Raw genomic sequence first — 6,272 nt, 5'->3', positions numbered from 1 at the left:
AGATGTCACAGGTTCGAGTCCTGTAATTCCCACCATTATTTTTGGCGCTGCAGCGGTAGTTCAGTTGGTTAGAATACCTGCCTGTCACGCAGGGGGTCGCGGGTTCGAGTCCCGTCCGCTGCGCCATCTTCATAATCTGTACTCTTTTTAATCTGCCCATTCAACAATCAAGTGCAACTTCAAAAATTATATTTTCGTGCAACTGTCCCTTCCGGATGATTATACCAACCCGAATCAGAGTAATCGTCTTTAGGTTGATTTTTGCGTACTTTTACGAGGGTAAACATCCCCCCCATCTCGATCGGGCCAAACGGTCCGCGTCCGGTCATCATCGGTAATGTGTTTTCAGGATTTTTCATCCCCATCTCGACCATATCCTGCATCTCAGCCATTCCGTTTTTACCCATCGGCATATACATATAATCAGGCATCAGATCGCTGATTTTTTCGGTCAAATCGTCTTGTTTCACCCCGATCATGTTCGGAACATTGTGTCCCATCGGTCCCATCGTATGGTGCGATTTATGACAGTGAAACGACCAGTCTCCCTCTTCGGTAGCAATAAATTCAAAAGCTCTCACCTGCCCCACACCGATATCGATGGTGACTTCGGGCCAACGGGCACTTTTAGGAACCCATCCGCCGTCGGTGCACGTCACCTCGAACGGATGCCCGTGCATGTGAATCGGGTGGTTCGTCATGGTGAGATTTCCGACACGAATACGAACACGATCCCCCACTCTGACATTCATCGAGTCAATCCCCGGAAAAACACGGCTGTTGAAACTCCAGATATTAAACTCCGTCATAGTGGAAGGGTTTGGGGTATACGTCCCAGGCGCCACATCATAGCTGGAGAGTAAAAAACAAAAATCCCGATCCACTTTATGCTCTTTCGGACTTTTTGGGTGAACGATAAACATCCCCATACACCCCATCGCCATCTGCACCATCTCATCGGCATGAGGATGATACATAAACGTTCCGCTTTGACGAAGGGTAAATTCATACACATACGTCTCACCCGGAGCAATCTGTACCTGAGTCAATCCTCCTACCCCGTCCATCCCGTTAGGGAGGATCAATCCGTGCCAATGGATCGTCGTATGCTCAGGAAGCTTGTTCGTCACGATCAGCCGTACTAGGTCCCCCTCAACCGCTTCGATTGTCGGTCCAGGAGAGGTACCGTTGTAGCCCCAGCAGTTGACCACCATTCCGGGTGCAAACTCACGAACAACCGGTTCAGCGATAATACGAAACTCTTTTACCCCCTCTTTCATTTCATAAGGGAGGCTCCAGCCGTTGAGTGTAACGACGGGATTGTACTTTTTCCCCTCTTTTGGGGTAATGATCGTAGCGGGGGAGAGAACCCGTTTTGGATCTTTGACAAGGGTAAGCTGACGTTTATTGCTTTCATGTGCGCCATGGTCATGTTCGGAGGCTTTAAGATTGGAACTGAGTGCTGCGGATGCGATCAATGCCGCACCCAAACCTAAAAAATCGCGTCTATTATTTCCCACTAGAGTTTCCCCCCTATCGTATATTCTAAATCGGCTTGTGCCCTCTTATACTCTCCCAGCGCATCAAGCGCTTCCATTTTTGCCTCGCCCGCACGTCTCTGATCTTCGAGCAGTTCATAAATGCCATCTAGCATCCCGTTATAGAAAAGCTGTGTCTCTTCTAAAATCTGCTGATTGGTTTTCACAATCACCTCATTGTATGAGATTGCAATATCATACGTATATCGAAGGTGTGCATACCCCTCACGCACCTCTGAGCGAATATTAACGGCTGTTTCATAAAGGCGATGAACGCTTTGATTGTAAATTGCCTGCGATTTACTTACCCGAGCCTGTCCGAAATCAAAAAGTGGGATGGGAAGCTTTATCCCAAACATATTAAATCGCTTTTCGCCCGTTCTTTTTTCACTCTCGATCGATAGATCCACTTCATCTAGGAGCCGTGTATTCTCACTGTATCCGGCCTGCTTTGCGGCATAATCGACTGATTTCATCGCACTGCGCATATCGAGACGGTTGATGATCGCATGTTGTTCCAACCCGGGTTCCAAAACAGCAGGCTCAAGACGTGTTAATGGTTCTGTACTCAAGATATAATGAGTTTGCTCCCCATACACTCCTAAAACTTTATTCAAGGACTCACGCGCCGCAGCATTTTCACGAGCGAGCTTTATCGATTCTACGCGAGCACGCTCATAGCTATCTTGAATTTTGAGCATATCCCGTTTTGAGAGATTACCGGCAGTATATTGACGAACCGCCAGTTGGAGTGATGCTTCATACGATTTTAAAATCGAACGATTAAGAGCAACTTTTTCCTCAGCTACTCGTGATTCTATGTAGCTCTTCTTTGCATCTCTTGCACTGCGTAAAACCATATCGCCGATAGTGAGAGTCGCCTCTTCGAGTGCCAATCCGCCAAGTTCGCGCCGCAGAGGAATCCAAAGAAGATCCAAAAAAGCTACCTCCACACTGATCGTGGAAGTAGTGATACCGTTAGCGCGTCCGATACTGTACCCCAGCAGTGGATTACGCATAAGTCCCGCTTCCACCAGTTCACTCTGAGCAATCCCGATATTTTCATAGCTTTGCTGCAATGTACGGTTGTTAATCAACATAATCCGCAGAACATTTTCCTGTGTCAAAGGTTCTGACAAAAGGACGCGCACACTCTCATCAACACTCGCAGCTTCTTGAGGTGTTTTGATCCATTCAAGATTTTTGCTCCCCTGCTCCAGTGTGAGCTGATTGACCGAATCAAACGCTTCTTTTTGAGAGATGGTAGAACATCCCGAAAAGATGAACAATGCCGCTAACGAGGTAGTAACAGTTTTTACTACCATTTCGCACCTCCATATCCCGTCGCATTTTGATCCTCTTTCTGGACACACCCCTCTTCGACAACATCAACGGCAGGCGCAGGAGGTGAGTAAACACTTTTTCCCTCCGTAGCGTTCGGGGAGCTGGGAGAAACTTTTATCTCTTCACCGCTTGCACTGATCACTCCTATGAAAAATAAAATCAGGATACGGTTCATTTCTTGATCTTTATAATGACATTTTTGCCCTCTTTTTGGACAAATTCAAAATTCACTTTATCCCCTACTTCCAACGGATGGGTCAGATCATGATCTATCACGTCGAATTCCATATTCATAGCAGGCCATTTAAGCTCTGGTATCGGATTATGGAAAATACGGATACTCTCATGATTTTGGGCAATCGATTTTACCGTTCCACTTGCCCGCACTGTTTTCTCTGCGACAACCCCGTTTTGTGGATGATCATGATGTTCATCCCCCATCGCCATTGCGGGAGAAACTGTTCCCAAAATAGCCATCAGCATTACAGAAATAAATTGCATAAAAACTCCTTTTTTTTGTTAAAACAGTTTAACACATCTATAAAAAAAAATTATCAACAAAGTAATAACCGTATTAACGCGTTTACTCTAATCCACTCTTCAGACAAATATGCCATAGAATAAAAAGGAGCCTTAAATGGTCGCATTACTCATCACCCGCGATTCCAAAGGACATACTCAGTGGAAGCGACCAGATCGAAGTGCGCTATATCCTCTCCCACTCAATGATGAAACGGATTTTGGATTTTCAACGACGCGTTTCTCATCCCCTCTTTGTCTCATTCGTCCATAACCATATCCACGTCGGGATCGGTACGGGAAAAGATTTGTTTGAACCGGCAGTTTTTACCTCGTTGCTCGATTATAAACATGCGATGGAATATGTGAATACCCTTCAAAATACGATCGGATTGGTCGAAGAGTTGAAGCTCAATGAAAAATTATGGAGTAAAGAGTAAAATCTATAGAAACGGCTTCCACTCTTTTTCCCAATCAGTATTCATCAAATCATCACTGTTCCTAGTAATTTGTTTTGGCTGAATACTTCTCCCCAATGAAGTGTGAAACACTTCCAAATTTTCCCCCGTCCCCTCAATCTCGAAAATCGCCCCCTTCTCTCCGAACTCTTTTGAGAGTATCCGAATATTCTTTTGAGTGGTTTCATATTCGACCATGGAGACATTCGAGTAGTTGCATTCGATTTTTTCGATTATGAGTTTTTCATAGGGCAATAACTCCGCTTGTGCGTACGCCGCATTCGCCGCTTCGGCATAGGCACGCACCAATCCTCCGGGTCCTAGCTTCGTCCCGCCGAAATAACGCACTGTGATAATCGCGGCATTAATCAGCTCATGTCCTTGCAACACGCTCAAGGTCGGTTTCCCCGATGTCCCTTTGGGCTCACCGTCATCACCGCTGTATTCGACGATCTGATCAAACTCATTGAGATAGCGATACGCACTCACCCAATGTACCGCTTTGGGGTGTTGCTCTCGAAGCCGTTTCATCTCCTCGTCATACATCGACATCGGTATGAGATGAGCGATAAATTTTGATCCTTTGATCTCGATCAAATCGCTAAAGAGTTTCGCTACTGTTTTCATAATGGCATTATAGTATAATCGCACATTTTATTTTGGGAGTCATTATGATCGATTTTTTGATGAGCGGATACGGATTAGGGTCTATGGGGCTAATCGGTATCATCCTTTTTTTAGTCTATCTTAAACTGATGAAATGGGTATTTAAAATCGCTATTTTCGGTATCATCGCACTTGGAGCCTTTTGGTATTTTAACCCGCCGATGCTGGGGTAATTGAAATTTGGTTTTTTAAGTCAATAATATGTCCATGATCGTCATGATAAACAGTTACCAATTGGCTATTCGCGCACTTCTCCAGTTGGGCTTTATTAAGATTAAAATAATCAACATAATCATCGGCATGATAAATCAAATGCTCACTTGGAGCACGATGGCGATTTAATCGTGACAGGATAAACAGTATAATCGGTGTTACGCTTAAGACAAATACTGCATGTTCAAATGTTACACTGCTGATATTTTCATAGATCCAATCGGCTATTTCATCTGCCGGAACTTCTAAGGTAATGATTTTATAAAAAATCACCAATACCGGTTTCCATAGATAAATAAATCCTAACCAAAGTCCAATCGTTAAAGCATCCCAGAACCATTTTTTTCGCTTAGGTAATTCATGACGTTTATTGATAATCAATGTTTCGACAGACATTTTAACCCTTTTTTTTCGGTAATTGTTGATGAACACCACGGTCTGGGCTAACCCATCTAGCTCGACCTTTTTTACCGAATAAAACTTTAGGAAGAGCTGTGACAGCGGTAAACAGATTAAGTAGCCAGTAGGCAAATGGATACCAAATCATCCAGTAATAATTTTTTCCCAAACCTTCATCATAATGACCATCCAACCATTTACTGATCGCAAACTGTATCAAACATGCACCGATTAAAATAACGCTACTTTGATCAGGAAGTATCGGAGATTGCTGAGGCATCAGATAGTTGATGGGGAGCAATAAACTTGCAAACCATACTAAAAATACCAATACCATACTATACGCCCAAAGGGTGCTGAGCATAAGTTCGGTCATAAGAGCCCACAAATGGGTTTGTTTGTGGGAAAATAATACTTTAAAATTTTTAAGCATCACCTGTGCTCCACCCATAGCCCAGCGCAAACGTTGTTTCCACAACCCGCTTAGTGTCTCCGGCATTAAAATCCACACCAAAGCCCGAGGCTCAAAACGGACATCCCAACCGTTTCGTTGAAGTTTCCATGTAATATCGATATCTTCGGTCAACATGTCCGGACTCCAATAACCTACCTCATGCACTGCCGCTTTTCGAAATCCGGTAATAACGCCCGATACGGTAAATAGACGACCGAAACTGCGCTGTGCCCGCTTGATCATCCCTACAATCGAGGAAAACTCACCGACTTGAATTTTACCTAACAAACTCGTTCGGTTCCGTATCCGTGGGTTACCCGTCACTGCGGCGACTTCGGGATAACGGATAAAATGTTTCACCATCCAATGGAGACAATGTTGATCGATCAATGCATCCCCATCAATACAAATAAGATATTCGTACTTGGCCAACAAAGCCCCAGATTGAAGAGCTAACGCTTTACCCTGATTTTCAGCTAAATTGACCACTTTTAATTTCGGATTATCTTTTGCCAATGCAACCAATATCTCTAATGTATCATCCTTGCTTCCATCGTTAATGGCGATAACTTCAAATTCAGGGTAATCAACATTGAGGGCATAGGTAATCGTTTCAATGGCATTTTGCCCTTCATTGTAACAAGGGATCAAAATACTCACCCCTTGCCAATTTTCATTAGC

General features: G+C 44.1%; 9 protein-coding genes and 1 tRNA gene. 3 read left to right on the top strand and 7 right to left on the bottom strand.

Features of this window, described 5'->3' with window-relative positions:
• The first annotated feature begins 49 nt into the window (after positions 1–49).
• A tRNA-Asp gene (locus WA010_RS03205) sits at positions 50–126 on the top strand.
• Positions 127–179: 53 nt separating this feature from the next.
• On the opposite strand, the gene WA010_RS03200 is transcribed toward WA010_RS03205, so the two are convergent.
• From WA010_RS03200 to WA010_RS03185, 4 genes are read right to left on the bottom strand one after another with little or no spacing between them, the layout of a single operon-like run.
• On the bottom strand, positions 180–1,520 hold the full coding sequence (locus WA010_RS03200; protein ID WP_422555732.1) for a multicopper oxidase family protein: 1,341 nt from the start codon (positions 1,518–1,520) through the stop codon (positions 180–182).
• A complete protein-coding gene (locus WA010_RS03195) occupies positions 1,520–2,863 on the bottom strand; it encodes a TolC family protein (RefSeq protein ID WP_422555731.1) in 1,344 nt (447 codons plus the stop codon). Before WA010_RS03195 ends, WA010_RS03200 begins: the two co-directional genes overlap by 1 nt.
• Positions 2,857–3,057, bottom strand: coding sequence for a hypothetical protein (locus WA010_RS03190; protein ID WP_422555730.1), 201 nt, complete (start codon positions 3,055–3,057; stop codon positions 2,857–2,859). The genes WA010_RS03195 and WA010_RS03190 overlap by 7 nt, the downstream gene beginning before the upstream one ends.
• Positions 3,054–3,383: a copper-binding protein gene (locus WA010_RS03185; protein WP_422555729.1), complete on the bottom strand. Its 330-nt coding sequence runs from the start codon at positions 3,381–3,383 to the stop codon at positions 3,054–3,056. The genes WA010_RS03190 and WA010_RS03185 overlap by 4 nt, the downstream gene beginning before the upstream one ends.
• Before the next feature lie 107 nt (positions 3,384–3,490).
• Between WA010_RS03185 and WA010_RS03180 the strand changes: the two genes are divergently transcribed.
• Positions 3,491–3,841: a DUF3137 domain-containing protein gene (locus WA010_RS03180; protein ID WP_422555733.1), complete on the top strand. Its 351-nt coding sequence runs from the start codon at positions 3,491–3,493 to the stop codon at positions 3,839–3,841.
• Between the two features lie 3 nt (positions 3,842–3,844).
• Here the strand turns inward: WA010_RS03180 and WA010_RS03175 are convergent, their stop codons facing one another.
• On the bottom strand, positions 3,845–4,510 hold the full coding sequence (locus WA010_RS03175) for an IMPACT family protein (RefSeq protein ID WP_422555728.1): 666 nt from the start codon (positions 4,508–4,510) through the stop codon (positions 3,845–3,847).
• A gap of 20 nt (positions 4,511–4,530) precedes the next feature.
• Here WA010_RS03175 and WA010_RS03170 point away from each other — a divergent pair, with 20 nt between their 5' ends.
• Positions 4,531–4,698: a hypothetical protein gene (locus WA010_RS03170; protein ID WP_422555727.1), complete on the top strand. Its 168-nt coding sequence runs from the start codon at positions 4,531–4,533 to the stop codon at positions 4,696–4,698.
• On the opposite strand, the gene pgaD is transcribed toward WA010_RS03170, so the two are convergent.
• Together pgaD and pgaC are read right to left on the bottom strand one after the other, a co-directional pair.
• Positions 4,676–5,134: a poly-beta-1,6-N-acetyl-D-glucosamine biosynthesis protein PgaD gene (pgaD, locus tag WA010_RS03165; RefSeq protein ID WP_422555726.1), complete on the bottom strand. Its 459-nt coding sequence runs from the start codon at positions 5,132–5,134 to the stop codon at positions 4,676–4,678. The two genes, WA010_RS03170 and pgaD, sit on opposite strands and share 23 nt — an antisense overlap.
• A 1-nt stretch (position 5,135) precedes the next feature.
• The coding region (pgaC, locus tag WA010_RS03160; protein ID WP_422555725.1) for a poly-beta-1,6-N-acetyl-D-glucosamine synthase at positions 5,136–6,272 on the bottom strand (1,137 nt) is incomplete at its 5' end.

Source organism: Sulfuricurvum sp., from assembly GCF_049305995.1.
Lineage (GTDB): Bacteria > Campylobacterota > Campylobacteria > Campylobacterales > Sulfurimonadaceae > Sulfuricurvum.
This window is presented reverse-complemented; position numbering and strand designations above follow the sequence as displayed.